The organism is Streptomyces sp. NPDC047315, from assembly GCF_040643215.1.
GTDB lineage: Bacteria > Actinomycetota > Actinomycetes > Streptomycetales > Streptomycetaceae > Streptomyces.
In genome coordinates this window covers 43,874-58,781 of record NZ_JBEYTZ010000047.1, presented here as the reverse complement: position 1 = coordinate 58,781, position 14,908 = coordinate 43,874, and the positions used below count along the sequence as shown (strand labels likewise).

The 14,908-nt window shown below is 73.4% G+C and carries 14 protein-coding genes and 1 pseudogene; 5 read left to right on the top strand and 10 right to left on the bottom strand.

Going from position 1 to position 14,908, the window contains the following annotated elements:
• Positions 1-129 precede the first annotated feature (129 nt).
• Positions 130-495: a helix-turn-helix domain-containing protein gene (locus ABZ842_RS35370; RefSeq protein ID WP_361546669.1), complete on the bottom strand. Its 366-nt coding sequence runs from the start codon at positions 493-495 to the stop codon at positions 130-132.
• Between the two features lie 51 nt (positions 496-546).
• Here ABZ842_RS35370 and ABZ842_RS35365 point away from each other — a divergent pair, with 51 nt between their 5' ends.
• Positions 547-1,446, top strand: a complete 900-nt coding sequence (locus ABZ842_RS35365; RefSeq protein ID WP_361546666.1) for an NAD(P)-binding domain-containing protein — start codon at positions 547-549, stop codon at positions 1,444-1,446.
• Between the two features lie 181 nt (positions 1,447-1,627).
• Positions 1,628-2,263, top strand: a complete 636-nt coding sequence (locus tag ABZ842_RS35360; protein ID WP_361546663.1) for a hypothetical protein — start codon at positions 1,628-1,630, stop codon at positions 2,261-2,263.
• Between the two features lie 141 nt (positions 2,264-2,404).
• Here ABZ842_RS35360 and ABZ842_RS35355 read toward each other — a convergent pair whose 3' ends face one another.
• From ABZ842_RS35355 to ABZ842_RS35345, 3 genes are all read right to left on the bottom strand, one after another.
• On the bottom strand, positions 2,405-3,400 hold the full coding sequence (locus tag ABZ842_RS35355) for an isochorismatase family protein (protein ID WP_361546660.1): 996 nt from the start codon (positions 3,398-3,400) through the stop codon (positions 2,405-2,407).
• Between the two features lie 73 nt (positions 3,401-3,473).
• The gene (locus tag ABZ842_RS35350) at positions 3,474-4,013 is read right to left on the bottom strand and encodes a hypothetical protein (protein ID WP_361546657.1); all 540 of its coding nucleotides are present in this window, start codon (positions 4,011-4,013) and stop codon (positions 3,474-3,476) included.
• Positions 4,014-4,018: 5 nt separating this feature from the next.
• On the bottom strand, positions 4,019-5,530 hold the full coding sequence (locus ABZ842_RS35345; protein ID WP_361546654.1) for a serine hydrolase domain-containing protein: 1,512 nt from the start codon (positions 5,528-5,530) through the stop codon (positions 4,019-4,021).
• Positions 5,531-5,608: 78 nt separating this feature from the next.
• Between ABZ842_RS35345 and ABZ842_RS35340 the strand changes: the two genes are divergently transcribed.
• Positions 5,609-6,271 carry a TetR/AcrR family transcriptional regulator gene (locus ABZ842_RS35340; protein ID WP_361546651.1) on the top strand — a complete coding sequence of 221 codons (663 nt, stop codon included), beginning with the start codon at positions 5,609-5,611 and terminating at the stop codon, positions 6,269-6,271.
• A 66-nt stretch (positions 6,272-6,337) separates the two neighbouring features.
• On the opposite strand, the gene ABZ842_RS35335 is transcribed toward ABZ842_RS35340, so the two are convergent.
• Complete coding sequence (locus ABZ842_RS35335) at positions 6,338-7,306, bottom strand: ferric reductase-like transmembrane domain-containing protein (RefSeq protein WP_361546648.1); 969 nt, start codon at positions 7,304-7,306, stop codon at positions 6,338-6,340.
• A gap of 1,079 nt (positions 7,307-8,385) precedes the next feature.
• Here ABZ842_RS35335 and ABZ842_RS35330 point away from each other — a divergent pair.
• Positions 8,386-9,027 carry a sigma-70 family RNA polymerase sigma factor gene (locus ABZ842_RS35330; protein ID WP_361546645.1) on the top strand — a complete coding sequence of 214 codons (642 nt, stop codon included), beginning with the start codon at positions 8,386-8,388 and terminating at the stop codon, positions 9,025-9,027.
• A gap of 84 nt (positions 9,028-9,111) precedes the next feature.
• On the opposite strand, the gene ABZ842_RS35325 is transcribed toward ABZ842_RS35330, so the two are convergent.
• Positions 9,112-9,984: a zinc-binding dehydrogenase gene (locus ABZ842_RS35325; protein ID WP_361546642.1), complete on the bottom strand. Its 873-nt coding sequence runs from the start codon at positions 9,982-9,984 to the stop codon at positions 9,112-9,114.
• Here ABZ842_RS35325 and ABZ842_RS35320 point away from each other — a divergent pair.
• Positions 9,904-10,071, top strand: a pseudogene (locus tag ABZ842_RS35320) (TetR/AcrR family transcriptional regulator); the annotation flags it as partial. The gene ABZ842_RS35325 and the pseudogene ABZ842_RS35320 overlap by 81 nt on opposite strands.
• Positions 10,072-10,541: 470 nt before the next feature.
• Here ABZ842_RS35320 and ABZ842_RS35315 read toward each other — a convergent pair.
• The 4 genes from ABZ842_RS35315 to ABZ842_RS35300 are packed head-to-tail and all read right to left on the bottom strand — an operon-like array spanning position 10,542 to position 14,839.
• On the bottom strand, positions 10,542-11,735 hold the full coding sequence (locus ABZ842_RS35315; RefSeq protein ID WP_361546639.1) for an MFS transporter: 1,194 nt from the start codon (positions 11,733-11,735) through the stop codon (positions 10,542-10,544).
• A gap of 6 nt (positions 11,736-11,741) precedes the next feature.
• Entirely contained in the window at positions 11,742-12,929 is a 1,188-nt protein-coding gene (locus tag ABZ842_RS35310) for an ATP-grasp domain-containing protein (RefSeq protein ID WP_361546636.1), read from the bottom strand.
• Positions 12,929-14,080 (bottom strand): pyridoxal-phosphate dependent enzyme, encoded by a 1,152-nt coding sequence (locus tag ABZ842_RS35305; RefSeq protein WP_361546633.1) that lies wholly within the window; start codon positions 14,078-14,080, stop codon positions 12,929-12,931. Before ABZ842_RS35305 ends, ABZ842_RS35310 begins: the two co-directional genes overlap by 1 nt.
• 60 nt (positions 14,081-14,140) lie before the next feature.
• Positions 14,141-14,839 carry a methyltransferase domain-containing protein gene (locus tag ABZ842_RS35300; protein WP_361546681.1) on the bottom strand — a complete coding sequence of 233 codons (699 nt, stop codon included), beginning with the start codon at positions 14,837-14,839 and terminating at the stop codon, positions 14,141-14,143.
• Between the last annotated feature and the right edge of the window lie 69 nt (positions 14,840-14,908).

Here is a 14,908-nt window from a genome sequence, read left to right as displayed (position 1 = left end):
TCGTACTGGACGTACCAGGAAGATCCCGACAACGCAGCGAGTGTGCGTGCCGGGTGCCGCGGCCCAGACGGGATTTGTCAGACACGGCCTAGGGGAGAGCAGAAACGAAGGAGGTGGACCAGCCCCCGGTCAGGAGGCCGCGGGTTCGTCCGTGGACTGCTGCTCGGCGAGACGGTCCAGGCGGCGATAGCCCCAGTCCGAGACGGGAGCCAGGGCCTCGGACAGGTCCCTGCCGAACTCCGTCAACGAATACACGGTCTTGAGCGGCAGGACGTCGTGCACCTCCCGGTGCACCAGGCCGTCGGTCTCCATCTCGCGCAGCGCCTGAGTCAGCACCTTCTCGGAGAGCCCCGGCAGCCTCCGACGCAACTCGCCCGGCCTGCGCGGACCGGATTCGAGCAGCCAGAGCAGGGCCGTCTTCCACTTGCCGTCGATCACCGCGATCGCGGCGGTCACCCCGCACACGGTCGGGTCCTGCGCCCGCATGCGTGCCATAGCCACCATCCCCTTCATCGAGACCTTTCCATTCTGCACGGGAGCTCAAGCATGTCCGCACACACTGACAACACCCCCCGGACCGCCGTCACGGTGATCGGGCTGGGCCCGATGGGCCGGGCGCTGGCCGCCGCGTTCCTGGCAGCCGGGGTGGCCACCACGGTCTGGAACCGCACGCCCGGTCGCGAGCGGGAGCTGGTCGCCAGCGGCGCGGTGAGCGCGACGTCCGCCGAGGAGGCCGTGACCGCGAGCGAGCTGATCGTGGTGTGCGTGGTCGACTACGACGCGACGGACTCCGTCCTGCGGCGCCCCGAAGTGGAAGCCGCACTCAAGGGCCGCACCCTGGTCAACCTCTCGGCCGACCTCCCCGCCCGCTCCCGCGAGGCCGGGGCGTGGGCGGCGGAGCACGGCGTGCGCTACCTCGACGGCGCGATCATGACGCCGACCACCACCATCGGCACGCCCCACGGCGTCTTCCTCTACAGCGGCCCGGAGGAGCTGTACCAGGAGCACAAGCCCGTACTGGACGCGCTGAGCGGCGCCCAGAGCTACCTCGGCGAGGACATCGGCCGCGCCGCCGCGTTCGACATCGCGCTGCTGGACATCTGGTGGACCGCGATGACCGGCTACATGCACGCCCTGACCATCGCCCGCGCCGAGGGCATCAGCGCCCAGGAGCTGGCGCCCTTCGCCAAGGGCATCGCGGCCATCCTGCCGCCGTCCTTCGACGAGGCCGCGGTGGAGGTGGACAACGGCGACTACGTGGCCAAGGTCAACCCGATCACCTCGTCCGCCTCGACGATGGCCCACATCATCCACGCCTCCGAAGCCCACGGCATCGACGCCAGCGTCATGCGCGCCGCGGAGGGCCTGACCCGCCGCGCCATCGGCCTGGGCCACGGCGGCGACGAACTGACCCGCCTGTCCGAGGTGATGGGGCGCCACCTCTGAGCGGTGGCACCGCTCCCCCTGCGACCTCGCCCCCGACGGGCGCGCCCCGTCGGGCGAGGTCGCGTCAGCGGCCTTCGTGCCGGTCACGAGCTTCCTTGCCGGAAGCGCAAGACCACACGGCGGCCGTGACCGCGTACCCGGGGGATTCCCGTGCGGACCGGCCCTGGTAGAACACTTCCCCGTGGGCATCCAGGAGCGCGAACGCAAGATGTACCGGCCGCTGCGACGGGCCGGGCTTGAGGTGATCCCGGACGCCGTGCCGGACGGCACGATGCCTTTCGTCTACGGCTACGGTCCCGAGGACGTCTCCGGCGGCTTCTCCCATCGGTACGAGACCCCTCGGCTCGTCGAGCGCCTCAACGAGGACTGGTACGACCTGGCAGTCTCCTCGGGCCTTCTCGACCGACGGCGCGAGTTCCTCGTCCAGCTTCCGAAGGGCACCCACACGCACCGGGCCTTCTTGCAGAACCTGCACTGGGGCAGCCGAGCCGTACCGATGGGCTGGACCAGAGTCCGGCTCCTGGAACGCTGGGACATCATGGGCCGGGGTGCGGAGTCGGCGTTCCTCGGCATCCGCGCCGGCCATCCGGGCTTCGGCATGATGGCGCTCGACAGCAGCGTGTACATCAGATGCTCCACGGGCGAGAGCGGCATCGACGTCCTCGCGGTGCGCCACCCGGGCCGTTCGGAGAACATCCGCCAACAGTTGGAGTGGTTCGCGTCGCGGCGGGACGGTCCCGAGCGGGAGTTGCAGGAGCGGATCGTCAACTGGCTCGCGGGCCGCGCGTCAAGCACCGCCGGCCGTTCCGACCGCTGACCGCACGGCCCCGGCGCCGGGGACCCGAGGCCGGGGCCCGGGGGGTCAAGGCCCGGGCCCCCGGGGGGCCGAGGCCCGCAGCGCCATCGCCGTTCTGATGACCGTGAACGCGACCGCCCGGACCGGACATCGGCGCGGACATCACCCTCCGTGCCGCGCCGGCCGGTGGGCGTCCACCTCTATCTCGATCTTCATGCGTGGGTCCGCCAGTCCGCACACCAGCATCGTCGCCGCCGGGCGCACCTCGCCGAAGTGGCGGCGCAGCACCGGCCAGCAGGGCTCGAAGTCCGCGCGGTCGGGGAGGAGATAGCGGACTCGGACGACGTCGGTCAGGCTGGCGTCGGCCTCGGCGAGGGCGGCGGTGATGTTGCGCAAGCACTGCTCGGCCTGCTCGACGACGTCGTCGGAGATGGTCGTGGTCGCGTAGTCGAAGCCGGTCGTCCCGGAGACGTGCACCCGGTCGCCGTCGACGACGGCGCGGGCGTAACCGATCTGCTCCTCGAACGTCGAGCCGCTGAGGACGGCGCGGCGGACTCCGTCCGGCGCCGCCGCGGCCGGGCGCTCGGCGGGGGTGGCGAAGTCCACCTCGGCGGCGGGCAGGACGCGCACGCTGCGGCGGGGGAAGGCCATGCCCCTAAAGATCCAGTTGTGATGGGCGACCACCTGCTCGGGCGCCGTGAACGCGCCGTCGGCGAGCGGCACGGCGGTGGTGTGCCCGTCGGAGACGTACACCAGGTCGTAGCCGTGGCTCAGGGCTTGGCGGGCGGTGGCCTCCACGCACATCTCCGTCGCGAAGCCGGTGACGACGACCTCGGTGACGCCGAGGCCGCGGAGGATCCGATCGAGGTCGGTGCCGAGGAAGCCGTCCGCCGTGGTCTTGTGGACCACGAGGTCCAGCGGGTCCTTCGGGTCCGGGGCGAGGTCGGGCACGATGCGCCAGCCCTCCGTGCCGGGCACCGCGTCCGCGCCCTGGTCCTGGACCGTGACGATCGGGACCCCGGCCGCCTTGGCGCGCCGTCTGAGCCCGGCGATGGTGGCGACGGTCTCGGCGCCGCGGAAGGCCATCGGCAGATAGCCCTGCTGCATGTCGATGACGAGAAGTGCCGAGAGCGCTGGACGTGCTGTTCCAAGTGACATGCGTTCACCGTAGGGCGGACCGAAATCCCCCGCTGAAGCCTGTGGATAACCTCCGCCCCCGCGCCCGGGCGTTTCATGCTCCGGAGCGGTCCTCACGGATCGGCCACTGCCCGGAATGGCCGGTGGGAAGCGCGAGATCGCTTCGTACGGATTCGTAGTACCGGGCGCGCGCCGCCCGTTGCTCCACGGGCAGCGCGGCCCATCGCTCCGGGTCGTGCGGCCCCGCCCGCAAGAAAGCCTCCATGTCCATCACCACCGTGACCCACTCGCGCGCGCTCGCCACCACCTCCTGCGCGCCCAGCATCAACAGCGCCTCCCCCGACGCGTCCCGGGCGTCGGCGGCCTCGGCGAACAGCGGTGCGGCCTCGGCGGGGGTGAGGGGGTGCGGGTGGGAGTCGCAGCCGAAGTGGGCGGCGACGCGGTACGCGAGGGTGACGGAACGCTTCAAGTCCCGTGCGTAGTCGGCGTACAGCGCGAGTCGCCGCTCCTCCCAACGCGCCTCCTGCTCGCGCTGGAAGCGCGCCCGGTCCCCGCGGGTGATGGCCAGGTACGAGCCGATGGCGCCCACGACGACGCCTATGAGCGCGGGCAGTTGCTGTACGAACGCGGTCATGCGCCTCACGCTACGGGGTGGCCGCCTCGCCTGCTCCGGAACGTCAGCCACCCCCGTACCACCAGCAGCGCCACGCCGGCCGCGGCTGCGACGTACAGCGCGACCGTCGCGTCCGGAACCCACGTCCACGCCTGCCCGAGGGGCATGGCGCGGGCGAGCAGCCAGAGGGCCACCAGCGGCAGGGCGGCCAGCAGGCACCACAGGGCCGTCGGAAGCCAACCGTGGCGGCGGGCGGGACCGCGGCCAGGGCCGTGGGCGGGGCGGCGCAGGAGCAGCAGGGAGCGGGTGGTGGCCGCGAGGAGGAGCACCGCCAGGGCCGTGGTCGTCCACACCGTCAGGTGGTGGACGGTCGCCGACGGGGAGCCGTCCGGGCGGGGCGCGCCGGCCAGCATGCGGGCCGCGCCGAAGCCGACCTCCATGATCGTCTCGTCCTGGAGCAGTCCGTACAGGTTCTGTTGGAGGACCAACGCGACGCCCTGTTCCGGCAGCAGGAAGAGCATCGCCGCGTAGCCGGGACTGGCGCCGGTGTGCCAGACGGCCTTCTCCAAGGGTGCGTCCAGGCCGCCGACGCGCCAGCCCAAGCCGTATCCGCTGCCGGCCTTGCCCTCCTGGCGCATCAGGCGCACGGAATCGGGCGCGAGGACGGGGGCGGCGGCGCGCAGTTGGAAGGAGGCGAAGGCGGCGAGGTCGTCGAGGTCGCCGCCGGTGTAGCCGTACGCGGCGCCGTGGTCGTCGACGCCGTCGGCGGTCGCGGCGGGCATGCCCCACAGGAGTTGGTGGCCGGGGGCGAGGCGGCGCGCGCGGGCCGATTCGCGGTCGACGATCGCTTCGGACATGCCGGCCGGCGCGAGCACCGTGCGCCGCAGCTCGTCGGCGAACGACCGCCCGGTGGCGGCTTCGACGACCGCGGCGAGCAGGAGGTAGTTCGCGCTGGAGTAGGCGTACGCGGCGCCGGGCGGGCCGAGCGGCGTGACGTCGTCGAGTGCGCCGACGCGCTCCCCGGGGCGGGGGCAGTCCGCGTCCAGGCAGTCGGTGACCTTGAGCGTGGCGGAGTTGGGGACGCCCGCGGTCTGCGTGAGCAGGTGTCGCACCGTGACGCGGGACGCGTGGTCCCTGCCGCCGAAGCGGAAGCCCGGCAGGTGGTCGACCACGGGGTCGTCCAGGCCCAGTCGCCCCTCCTCGACCAGGGCCAGCACCGCGGTCGCCGCGATCGGTTTGGCGACCGAGCCCCAGAGGAAGGGGGTGTCGGCGGTGACGCGGTCGCCGCGGCCGTCCGTGCCCCAAGAGCGCTGGTGGAGGGGGCCGTCGGGGCCGACCACCGCGTACGAGAGGCCGGGGGTGTCGGTCGCCGCCATCCGCTCGCGGACGTACGCGTCCAGCTCGGCGTACGAGCTGGGTGACGGCGCTTCAGGCGCAGCCGCGGCCGGCGGCGGTACGGCGAGCAGGCAGAACAGCAGCGGCAGCACGGCCGCGGCGGCGCGGCGCCACCCGGAGCGCGGGGGCAGGTACAGGGGCATGGCGGTCCTCAGGTCCGAGGCGGGCACGGATAACCATATGGCTGTACGGTTTTTACCGTACGCTGGTACGGTTATCAAGTGCCAAGGACCGCCGACCACGACGAACGCCGACGTCAGATCGCCGCCGCCGTCTGCGAACTGATCTCAGAGAACGGGCTCGACGCCGTCACCGTCGCCCGCACCGCCCGGACCGCCGGCATGTCCGTCGGGCTGGTGCAGCACTACTTCCGCTCCAAGGACGAGATGCTGCTGCACGCCTTCACGACCGTGAGCGCGCGCATCCGCGGCCGGGCGGAGGAGCGCATCCGCACCGGGACGCGGCACCGGCGGCCGATCGCCGGGATCATGGCGGAGGTGCTGACGGAGTTCATTCCGCTGGACGACACCCGGCGCGCGGAGTACCGGGTCGCCCGGGCCTTCGCGGGGCGCGCGCTCGACGCGCCCGCGCTCGCCGCGGTGGACGTCGAGACCGCGCGCCGGATCCGCGAGGACCTCGCCCGCGCGGTGCACAACGGCAAGGAGTGCGGCGAGGTCGAGCCGGACGTCGACCCCGCCGCGGCGGCGGTGCGCCTCGCCGCCGTGACGGAGGGGCTGGCGCTCCAGGTGTACCGCGAGCCCCTACCCGACGCCGCCGCGCTCGGCTCTTCGCTCGTCTCCTCGATCGTCGCCGCGGAACTGGCCGCGGTCTTCACCGGCGAGTGCCGTCAGTACGAGCGCAAAGGCGCCCCGGCGAAGGACTGACCGTCAGCCATCGGTCGTCGGTCGTCAGTCGTAGGTCGTCAATCGTCGGCTGTCAATCGTCGGCTGTCAGTCGTGCTCGTGGCTGGAGGACGTGTCCTCCGGGGGCTGTTGGCGTCCGCCGTCGTGGCCCGACAGCACGACGGCCAGCAGCGCGGCGACCACGCCGGCCGCCGCCACCCGCCCCGTCAGCCGTACGCCCCACAACGGCTTGGACGACGCCGCCGACACCGCCGGCAGCCGCTCCGAGCGACGGGCCGGGCGCATCAGCCGGGCCAGGAGCAGCAGGGCCACGGGGATCTGGAGGAGCCAGATCGTGGTGCGGAACCAGCCGTCGTACCAGACGTTCGTGCCGTACAGCAGGGTGTGCCAGACGCTGAGCACGTACACCACGATCACGAAGCGGTGCATCACGCGCCAGGTCTTGGGCCCTATCCGGTGGCGCACGTAGAACAGCAGGCCCAGCGGGATCGCCAGGTACAGCGCCGCCTGGCCGACGGGGATGGCGATGCGGCCGGTGCCGGACTGGTAACCGCCGGGGACGAACGCCTCGACGAAGGCGGTCCAGGTCGCCGCGGGCCAGGAGTCGTCGTCGAAGCGGATGAGTTCCGCGGCGAACAGCAGCGCGTGGGCCGCGATCAGGATCATGGTGTTGAGGCTGGTGGTGCGGTGCAGGCGCTCCAGCCGGGTGGCCGAGATCCGCAGCCAGGAGGGGCGGCGGCCGGAGAGCAGCAGTCCGAGCAGGACCGTGCCCCAGGCCCACAGCAACGCCGACCAGCCGAACGCCTGGCTCAGGAAGTAGAGCCAGAAGGCGCGGGGGTCTTCGGCCATGAAGGGCATCACCGTGGCCGTGGAGGAGGCCCCGGACGTGATGCGGGCCCAGATCAGGGCGAACAGGCCGGCCGTGATCACCACGGCGATCAGCCCGTCGACCCAACTAGCCCGCAGGTCAGCGCGGAGCGTTATGCGCGGCGCTCTGGTGGATTGCGGGGTGGCCGGCTGGGGGGCGGGCGTGGTCCGCTCCGAAGGGGGGTGCATCGAGGTCACTCCTCCGAGATCCGATGTGTACGTGTGGGGGGAAACCAGGGGGATCAGGGGGAACGGGGCGTCAGGAGGTCGGTGAGCCCGGTGAAGTGGGGGAACTCTTGGTGGGGATTCCTGGTGGGACTCCTCGTGGGATTCCTGGGGGAGGACCCCTGGTAGGGGATGGTGTGCTCTCTCAAGTGGTCGGGAGCAGGGGCGGGAAAGTTCCCCGCGTCTTTTCGTGACGTGGGTCACCACCGCCCTCCGTGGCGGTAAACCGCCCAATGGGCGGACATCTGATGATCGAGCCGCTCTCCCAGAGCCGGCCGTCACGCTGGCAACATGAGCCGCATGAGAGCCGGATCCGCGCTCCGCCTCGTCCACACCGCGGTGCTCACCGCCGTGTGCGCCGTGGTGTCCGGGCTCGGCCACACCCTCGCGTCGGGCGACTCGCCCCCGAGGTACGCGTACGGCCTCGCTCTGCCGCCGCTCGCCGCGATCGCCTGGCGATTGACTCGAAAGGAACGTTCCGCCGGGGCCGTCGTCGGCGTCAGCGCCGCCGCACAGGTCGGGCTCCACCTGCTCTTCGCGGCCGTCGGCCACGGCGCGGCGCCGGCGGCGGGCGTCGGAGCGCCGCACCACCCCGGGCCGCACCCGGGCATGCGCTCCGCCCCCGTGGCCGCGCTGGACCGGGCGCTCGACCCCGGACTCCTCACCTCCGGCATGACCTTCGCGCACCTGGTCGCGGGCGCCGTCTGCGGCTGGTGGCTGTGGCGCGGCGAGCGGGCGCTCGCCCAACTGGCCCGACTGGGGCGGGCCGCACCGCTGCCGCAGGCCGTACGACAACGGCTGCTGGCCGTACGACAACGGCTGCGGCTGGTGCGCGCGGCGCTCGGCGGGGGGTGCGCGGCGCTGCCGTGCGCCGTACGCCTCGTCACGGCGCCGCGTCCGCCGCCGCGCCCGCCCGCGTCGCTCACTCCGCTGAGGGCCGTGACCCGTCGCGGGCCGCCCACCCTTCCGTTCTTGACCTCTCTTGGGAAAAGTTCGGATGTGAAGGGCGATTTGTCATGTCTCATTCGCTTTATCCGCATGCCGTGCGAACCGGTCGGAGCGATGCGTCGCGACGCAGCCGGAACGACGCGGAGATCACCGGCTGGGCCCTGGCGGCGGGCGGTGGCGACCGGCGGGCCACGGAGCTGTTCGTCGAGGCCACGTACGAGGACGTACGCCGTTTCCTCGTCCATCTGACCACCGACGTGCCGGGCGCGGACGACCTCGCGCAGGAGACGTATCTACGCGCGCTCACCAGCCTCAGCGGCTTCGCCGGGCGCTCGTGCGCGCGGACCTGGCTGCTGGCGATCGCCCGCCGGGTGGTCGTCGACGGAATCCGGCGGGCCTCGGCCCGCCCCCGGATCGCGGACACCGCGGACGACTGGCTCGCCGCGGCCGACCGCGCCGGGGCGGCCCGGCTGCACCTGCCGGGGTTCGAGGAGTCCGTGGCGTTCATGGACGCGGTGGGGGCGCTGGAGCAGGGGCGGCGGCAGGCGTTCGTGCTGACGCGGCTGTTGGGCCTGTCGTACGGGGAGGCGGCGGACGTGCTCGGCTGCCCGGTCGGCACCATAAGATCCCGGGTGGCCAGGGCCCGCCGCGAGCTCGCGGCGGTCTGGCTGGACGAGGCGCCGCTGCCGCCACGGGAGGCGGCGGAGGAGGGTGCGGGGGTGTTGGTCGCGGCGTAGGGCGTCCCGCCCGGGTGACGGGGCGGCGGGCGGGTGGGCTGGGCCCACCCGCCTCCCCTCTCCCCCTCAGTCCAGCCAGTCCAGTCAGTCCAGGTCGGACATGTCGAGCACGAAGCGGTAGCGGACGTCGCCTCGCCGGAGGCGGTCGAGCGCGGTGTCCACCTGTGACGACGGGAGCACTTCGACGTCGGCGACGATGCCGTTGTCGGCGCAGAACCGAAGCATCTCGGCCGTCGCCGGGCGGCCTCCGCTGCCCGCGGAGCTGAGCTTCTTGCGGCCGATGAGCAGATCCGTGGCCTCGACGGTGACGGGGCCCAGCCGCCCGAGGAGGCTGAGGGTGCCGTCCATCGCCACCAGCTTCAGATACGGGCCGAGGTCGTGCGGGGCGGGGACGGTGTCGACGACGACGTCGAAGGCGTCTCGCAACGCGGCCATCTGCCGGGCGTCGGTGGCGGCGACGAGGTCGTGCGCGCCGAGCCTGCGGGCGTCGTCGGCCTTGTCCCGGGTGCGGCTGACGACGGTGGTGGTGGCGCCGAGCGCCACGGCCATCTTGACCGCGAGGTGGCCCAGGCCGCCGAGTCCGGCCACGGCGACCCGACTGCCGGGGCCGACGCCGAGGTGGCGCAGGGGTTCCCAGACGGTGACGCCGGCGCACATCAGCGGGGCAGCGGCGGCCGGGGCGAGGCCGGAGGGGAGCGGGTAGGCGAAGGCGTCCCGTACGACGTACTCGCGGGAGAAGCCGCCCAGGGTGGTCGTTCCGTCGTGCCGGTCGGTGCCGCCGTAGGTCAGGGTCGGGAAGGAGCGGCAGAAACCAACGTCGTGCCCATCGACGCCGACGACCTCGCGGAGTGGGCGGTCCGCCTCTACGACGAGTACCTGCGCCGCCCCGACCTCATCCGGCTGGCGACCTGGGCGCGGCTGGAGCGACGGCCTGCGGGGCATCTGGTCGAGACGCACCAGGAGTACGACGACCGCAAGCTCGCGGCGATCGCTGCGGCGCAGGCTGCGGGGCGGGTGCGCGGGGGTGACCCGTTCGACGTCATGGCCGTGGTCATCGCGATGTCCATGGCCTGGTCGCCGGTGAGCAACGTGTACGCGGCCAGCGGTGAGGAGCCGGGTGAGGTGCTGCGCGGCGGCGCGAACTGCTCCGTGAGTGCGTCCGAAGCGCGATCGCCCCGGGCGGGGGCGATGGCGCCTGAGGCGCCTCTTGAACCTGCGGCGGGGTGCGGTTGCTCGTGGGGTGGGGGGCGCGCGGTTTCTCTGCGGGTGCGTTGGTCTCTGCAGCCCGGTGGTGAGCTGGTCGCGCTGTTCCGCCCCCTACGCCCAGAGGGCGTGGGGGGGACCCCAGCGCCCCTGAAAGCCCCACGCCCTGCGGGCGTCGGGGCATCTTGTGGCCGGTCGGTCCACTGCCCGCAGGTGGCCAGCTACGGGAGGCCCATCAGGGGCGCGAGGAACTGCGCGAGCAAACCACCACCGGGCCGCAGGGGGCAACGCTCTCGGAAGGGGCGTTCGGGCTACGGGTGGGGCGCGGTGGGATTTGGGCTGCGGGGACGCGTCGTCAGGGGGAGGCACAGCAGCAGGGGGAGCAGGACGGCCTGGGCGGATGCGGCCAGCCAGAAGTGGGACGCGCTGCCCGCGCGTTCGGTCGCGGCGTACAGGGGGGCGCCCAGAAGCGCCGCGGTGCTGGCGCCGAGGCCGGCTGCAAGGCGTTGGCGGGCGAAGACGGTCGCCGGCGGGGCGGTCGAACGGGTCAGGGCCTCCAGGTCGTTGCGGAGGAAGAGGACCGCCTCCGCCAGGCAGATCAGCACCGCGCCCGCCGCGATCCACGCGTGGCCGCCGCCCGCCAGCGTCGCCAGGCCCAGGGCCATCGTGCCGAAGCCCAGCCGTAGGGCGCGGCCGTAGGTCAGTTTCGCCGTCCGGGCGGCGAGCAGCGGCTGGACGACTACCAGCAGGAGGGCGTAGCCCATCAGGACCGCGCCGTAGTAGCCGGTCGAGGTGCGGGGGATCGCGTACAGCGCCAGGTAGTGCTGGAAGAACATGAAGACGTAGACGGCGAGGACCGTGTAGGCGAAGGGCGCGCCCGCGAAACCGCGAGCAGCGCCCGCATAACCGCCCACCGGCTCGTCCGACGCCTCGTCCGACGCCTCGTCCGACGCCTCGGGCAGCAGCAGGTGCGCCGCGCCCACCAGCGCGAACAGCACAGCCACCGCCCCGAACAGCACACCCGGGTCGCCGAGCACCAAGGGCGCGGCGGCCGGCGGGCCCAGGGCGATGCCCGCGTTGAACGCCGATCCGCTCGCCGCCAGCAGCCGGGGGCGCTCGCCGGCCGGGCGCCCGGCCACCAGGTGCGCCTTGTTCGCCGGCAGGTACAGCGCCGCGCCCGCCGACACCAGGAACAGCGCCACCACGGCCAGCCACGGCCGCCCGAGGCCGGGGACGAAGCACGCGAAGCCGACCGTACGCACCGCCAGCGCCAGCAGCATCGTCGCCCGCAGCCCGATCCGCCGGGCCAGCGCCGCCCCCACCACGCCCCCGCTGAACTGCACGAACGACGCCATCGCCAGCACCACGCCCACGAGCGGCAGGCCGAGGCCCAGGCGCTCGTGCAGCAGCACCGACATGTACGGCAGCACGGCGAAGCTGCCGAGGGTGATGAGGAACGAGGCCGTGAGGAGAAGGACTTGGGAGGCGCTGAACCGACGGTCCACCCGCGGTCAGGGGGCGATCAGGGGGCGTACGGTCGTCGCCGCGCTCCACGCCCGGTGCTGCGCCAACTCCGCCGTGGGGCCCTCGGCCAGCACCATGCCGGTGCAGCCGCGCTGGTCGTCGACGGCGGGGACGGCTTCCCCGGGCTCCCGCACCGGATACCACTCCACCCCGCCGGGGAACGCCCGCAGCCCCTCCAGGCCCCGCCAGCCCGTCAGGACCCCGGGCCGGTCCGCGTACACCAGCACGAACGCGACCGCGGGCGCGCCGCTCGGCGCCGGCGCGTCCAGGAGCGCGGGACGCTCGCCGAGCGTGACGGCCACCAGCGCCTCGTACACCTCGTTCCCGTAGGAGCGGCACAGCGCCTCGCCGATGAGCGCACCGCCCATGCGTCGGTTGACCTCGACGAGTTCGGGGCCGTGCGCGGTGAGGACGAACTCGACGTGTGCGAAGCCCTGGTCGTGGCCGGCGACGGCCAGCACGTCCGAGACCCAGGCGGCGACCCGCTCGCCCTCGTGCGGCGGGAGCGCGACGGGGAACGCCGCGGCCTCCTCCCGTACCGCGGGCGTACGGGAGGTCTGCCGGCTCGCCACGCCCAGCAGCCGCGTCTCGCCCTTCCACGTGAGCGTCTCGGCGCTGTACAGCGGGCCGGCGAGGAACGGCTCGGCGAACAGCGTCCCCTTCAGGGCGGCGGTGGCCGCGGCGGCGAGCGCGGCGCGGCGCTCCGGCTCGCCGTGCACGATCCACACGGCGCGCGACGACGTGCCGGCCGAGTCCTTGAGGACCGCGGGCAGTTCGACCGCGGTCGGGTCGTCGGACGCGCTGCCGCGGCTCAGCCCGGCGCGGTGCAGCTTGCGGCGTACGACGGCCTTGTCCCGCAGGTCGCGCACCGCGGCCGGGTCCGGGCCCGGCAGGCCGAACTCGGCGGCGAGGTCGGCGGCCGGCACGCTCCACGTGTCGGTGGTGTTGACCAGCCCGGCGAGGTCGGGCACGGCGGCCAGCGCGCGCCGCACGGCGTCGACGTCCGTGGTGTCGACGTCGACGACGGTGAGCGCGTCGTGGGCGACGGTGGCCAACTCGTGCCGGTACACCGAGCGGTCGCAGGTCAGCAGGTGGAGCCGGTGGCCGCCGGCGCTGGCGGCGCGCGCCAGCCGCTCCAGGCCGAAGGAGAGGGCTTCGAGGGCGACGATCGTCATCAAACGCTCCTGGTGCTGGTGCTGGTGCTGGTGCTGGTGCTGGTGGTACGGGAGGGCGCGGCGATGGGTGCGCGGGCCGCGGGCGGCGCCGGGCGGCCCGCCCACTCCAGCACGGCCCACGGCGGCGCCAACTCGCCGGGTTCGGCGATCCGCTGCGGGCGCAGGGTCTGCGGGTCCAGCGCCTCCGCGTGCCGGGCGAACACCCGCTCCGCGTACCGGTGTCCGGTGTCCGCGCCCAGCACCAGGTGCGTCGCCCCCGTCGCGCCCTGCTCCGCCTCCCAGCGCGCGACGAGGTGCGCGGCGCCGGTCGACAGGCCCGCGAAGACGGCGTGCCGGCGCAGCAGTTCCACCGCGCCCGCCATTGCGTGCCGGAAGTCCAGCCAGTGCAGGGTGTCGTACAGCTCGTGCCGTACGTTCCCGAACGGGATGGAGCTGCCGATGCCCGCGATGATGGCCTCCGGGTCGCTGAACCGCTCGCTGCCGAAGGTGACGCTCCCGAAGGGCTGCACGCCCACCAGCCGCACCTGCCGGCCGCCGGAGCGCAGCGCCCGGGTCAGCCCGCCGGTGGAGGAGCCGGTGCCGACCGCGCCGACGACGGTGAGCGGGCCGGGCGGCAGCGCGGCGGTGACCAGGTCGGCGAACTCCCGGTAGCCGGCGTAGTGGACCGGGTCGTGGTACTGCCGCATCCAGTGCACGTCGGGCCGGCTGCGCAGCAGCTCCCGCACCCGGCGCACCCGCCGCTCCTGGTCGAGCCGCAGGTCGTGGGAGGGCGGCATCTGTTCCACCGTCGCGCCCAGCACGTCGAGTTGGGCCCGCATCGTGGCGTCCACGGTGGTCGAGGCGACGATGTGGCAGTGCAGCCCGTAGCGGTGGCAGGCCATCGCGAGGGCGAGCGCGTAGATTCCGCTGGAGCTGTCGACGACGGTCTGACCCGGCACGACGCGACCGGACTCCAGCAGGGCGCGCACCGCGCCCAGCGCCGCGTACACCTTCATCGTCTCGAAGCGGGCGAGCACGACCGAGTCGGAGAGCCGGACGAAGGCGGGGTCCTTCAGGGCGTCGGTGATGTGCTCGTGCACGGTGACGGACGGCACTGCCGATGCTGCCGGCTCGGACGTGACACGTGTGGCGGGTGTGACGGATGAGGGCATGGTGAAGGAGGTCTCCTCGGGCGGCGGTGGGGGAGGTCGAGGCGGGGGCGTGCGGAGGGGTCAGGCGGGGGGCGTGCGGCCGACGACGACCAGACGGCGCGAGTGCTGGTCGTACGGGCCGCCGTCGAAGTCCCCGTAGCACTCGACGTCGTCGAAGCCGGCCTCGCGGAACAGGTCGTGGAGTTCGGCGGCGCTGTAGAGGAAGGAGTGGATGGAGGCGGTGCGCGCGGTGTCGCCGCGCACCAGGGTCCAGTCGGTGCGCAGCCGGCGCCAGCTGTCGAGGACGGTGTCGCGCTGGACGACGTAGGAGCCGTCGGGCAGGTCGACGGCCTGGGGGCGGCCGATCCAACCGGCCAGCACCTCCTTGCCCATGACGTCGACGATCAGCCGGCCGCCGGGGGCGAGGCTGCGGCGGGCGTTGCGCAGGACCCGGAGGTTGTCGGCGGGGTCGGCGAAGTAGCCGAAGGAGGTGAAGACGTTGAGGACGACGTCGTACGCGCCGGGCCGCACGTGGTGCAGCATGTCGGCGCGCAGCAGCTCGGCGCTGACGCCGGCGTCCTCGCAGGCGGCGCGGGCCCGGGCCAACATCGGTTCGCTCAGGTCGACGCCGGTGACCCGGTGGCCGCTGCGGGCGAGGGGGACGACGAAGAGGCCGGGGCCGCAGCACAGGTCGAGGACGCGCGAGCCGGGCGGGAAGTCGAGCAGGGCGGCGTCGTGGACGAGCGCGGCGACGGACTCGGCCCGGGCGTCGGAGAACATCGTGGGCGCGAAGTCGACCCAGAGCGCGTCGTCCGCATACCACTCCGACGACACTGACGACACCGACGA